We start from the raw sequence: 2685 nt of genomic DNA, 5'->3' as shown, positions 1-2685 counted from the left end.
GCTAAGGAACTGAATATGACGACCGTGGCAGAGGGCGTTGAAACGAAGGAATATGTAGATTTTTTAAAAGAGCTGGGCTGTGACTACGTGCAGGGATTTTATTACTATAAACCCATGTCAGTTGAGGATTTCGAAGAGCTTTTTGTGAAGAATCCTATCCCGTCGGCATGACATACATAGAATTCACCGAATACATACTTGTTCTGCTCCTTAAAGGCCGCAGACAACCGCTCTTTACGCGCGCGAAGCGAGACTTTCTGCTGTTATGAACAAGCCAGTCTGGCTGGCTCATTTTCTAAAGCGATTTTGATTTGCTCCAGGGAGCCAGGGATATTTTTCTAATTAAAAAATGTCAGGAAATCGGTTATCCATAAATCGATTTCCTGACATTCGCTGTCAGAGCCATTAATCTCTAACTTTTGTAATAAATCCTGTCAGATTCATGCATTTACTGTTATACGCCTCCATGACCAGTTTCTTGGCCCTCTCTTCACTCAGGTTCTCAATGTAATAGGTATGGCGGCTGTCAATAATGGTAAGCTCTCCTTCCTGCCCGATTAATTCCTGGGCTTCCGTAACGATCAACTTGTCATCAAGATCAAATACTACCTTCATTTTGCTCACCTCCGTATAGTCCTATTATAACTCCTTTTTTGGGGGATTGCAATTTTATGTTCGGTATGTTCTGTACAATCCCTGCGGAGATATTACTGTTCACAGCCATCGGCATCCTTATGCTTAGACACTGACAAAATAGTAAAACTCTATCGCCTCCGCGGATACCCCCATATAAGGATTATCCAGTTTTTTCCTGACTCTCCGTACCACCTCTAATAGTGCACTGTAGAATTGCTCCTCTGTCTCAGTCCCCAGAGGATCCTTAAGTGATACAAAGCTGGCACTTAATCCGCCTAATTCGCAGTTTCTTATCTTACCGCATATGAAATACGATATGTCCAGCCTCGCGCTTATGTATATTCCGCTTTCCAGATAAACAGCATCTGCTTCCTTTTCCCAAATCTCTGACAATCTGTTTTCGGAAAACAATTCCTGATCCAAGCCTGCAAAAATGATGTTGTACCGTTTCGTCTGCATACAGTTCCACACTTTTTAAACATTATATTAGTGTCTATGCCCTTTCATTCCCGGATCATTTCCATAATTACAGAAGCGCGCTCTGTCCTGCCTGTTTCTTATGGCAAAGCGTCCGCAGTCATGTTATACTGGTTACGATATCTTAAATAGTAAAAATGAGGTGAATACGTGAAAAATGATATGGAAAGGTGTCATGTCGTCTATGATGTTCTGAAGACCCATATTCAATTTGGCGCCTATCGTTTTGGCGATGTACTCCCTACGATGGAAAACAACACTGAAAACTTCCTTGTATCACTCGATACCATTCGCAGTGCTTATCTCCAGCTGGAACAGGAGGGGTACATAACCCTTTCTCAAAATGTAGGGTCTACGGTAATAAAGAATTACAGCGAACAGGAAATAGAACAGAATGTCCAGCTTTTCTTTTCCCTTAGAAAGAGCGCGCTCATCGATTTAAGCAGATCTCTGCGCCCGCTCTTCACCAATGCCCAGTGTATTGGCTTAAAGAATGCCCCTTTGGAAATCTACAACAACATGCTGGAACTCAGGAAGGATCATGGCCTGCAGCCTTTTATCGCATTTAATCATATGATGCAGGCATACGATTCTCTGGGCAACGACCTCCTTACCCGGCTGCTCTGGCAGGTCTATATGTTTTTTGAAGCCCCTTTTTTATGTGTACCCGGCAATCCATGGTGTGATTTCGCTGTCCAGGAATTTGCTCCGCAGTCCTTGGACCTTTGTCTTAAGCAGGACTGGGATTCTCTTCAGGAATTAATATGCCAGGCACAGGATTTCCTGTCCGTGTCCTTATGCCGGTTTTATAAGGAACGGATCACGCTGCCGTCACAGGAGGAAATTCCTTTTACATGGAATTCCTATAAAAAAGCATCACAGATATGCTACTCTCTTGCCATGGATTTACTTATTGACATCAGCCTCGGCCGTTATCCGGTCGGTACACTGCTGCCGTCCTTGAATAAGCTGTCCAGAGAGAGAAAGGTTTCTGTGAGCACAGCGCGCCGTACTCTCTCTTTGTTAAACGGTGTTGGTGCGGTAAAGTCAATCAAGCGGATTGGAACCAGGGTTCTTCCTTTTCACGAGACGGCCGGCAACTGCGATTTTACCAACCCGGTAGTCCGTAAACGCCTCCTGGATATGGCGCAGAGTCTGCAAATCCTGACTCTGTCCTGCAAAGCGGTTTCCGAGATTACGATATCGTCACTGGATGCCGCCGGGATACAGTCAAGCACCCAGTTTCTTACCACCATGGAGACGCGTCAGATGTATCAGCTTGTTTCTTATGACTGCCTGGATCTGCTGCGGAAGTTTGCTCCCTATGAGGCGATCCGAACGATTTACGGGGAACTCCTGAAGCAGCTGTTCTGGGGGTATGGTCTTCGCAGTATGTGGAAAGAAGACGACGCTCCAACGGATTTTTATATTTCATATTATAAAACCTTACTGCAATCGCTGAAAGAAACGGATTCCATCCGTTTTTCCAGAAAGCTGGAAGAACTCATGGTTCATGAGTCAGACTGTAGACAACTAGCCTCCTAATAGGAGGCGGTTGTCTTTTTTCTTTCA

The 2685-nt window shown here is 44.6% G+C and carries 4 protein-coding genes; 2 read left to right on the top strand and 2 right to left on the bottom strand.

Annotation, left to right across the window (positions count from 1 at the left end; translation table 11 throughout):
- On the top strand, positions 1-171 hold a 171-nt coding region (locus ACLTD4_RS33725; RefSeq protein WP_412331976.1), incomplete at its 5' end, for an EAL domain-containing protein.
- A 234-nt stretch (positions 172-405) separates the two neighbouring features.
- Here ACLTD4_RS33725 and ACLTD4_RS33720 read toward each other — a convergent pair.
- Positions 406-615, bottom strand: a complete 210-nt coding sequence (locus ACLTD4_RS33720) for a hypothetical protein (protein ID WP_002599872.1) — start codon at positions 613-615, stop codon at positions 406-408.
- 123 nt (positions 616-738) lie between these two features.
- Positions 739-1095, bottom strand: coding sequence for a hypothetical protein (locus ACLTD4_RS33715; RefSeq protein WP_117623954.1), 357 nt, complete (start codon positions 1093-1095; stop codon positions 739-741).
- A 168-nt stretch (positions 1096-1263) separates the two neighbouring features.
- Between ACLTD4_RS33715 and ACLTD4_RS33710 the strand changes: the two genes are divergently transcribed.
- Positions 1264-2658, top strand: a complete 1395-nt coding sequence (locus tag ACLTD4_RS33710) for a GntR family transcriptional regulator (protein WP_117623955.1) — start codon at positions 1264-1266, stop codon at positions 2656-2658.
- The last annotated feature ends 27 nt before the right edge of the window (positions 2659-2685 follow it).

This window comes from Hungatella sp. (assembly GCF_046966825.1).
This window is presented reverse-complemented; position numbering and strand designations above follow the sequence as displayed.

Bases quoted from the DNA above. Each gene is read 5' to 3' on its own strand.
- ACLTD4_RS33720 (WP_002599872.1), bottom strand. From the start codon at position 615: ATGAAGGTAGTATTTGATCTTGATGACAAGTTGATCGTTACGGAAGCC.
- ACLTD4_RS33715 (WP_117623954.1), bottom strand. From the start codon at position 1,095: ATGCAGACGAAACGGTACAACATCATTTTTGCAGGCTTGGATCAGGAA.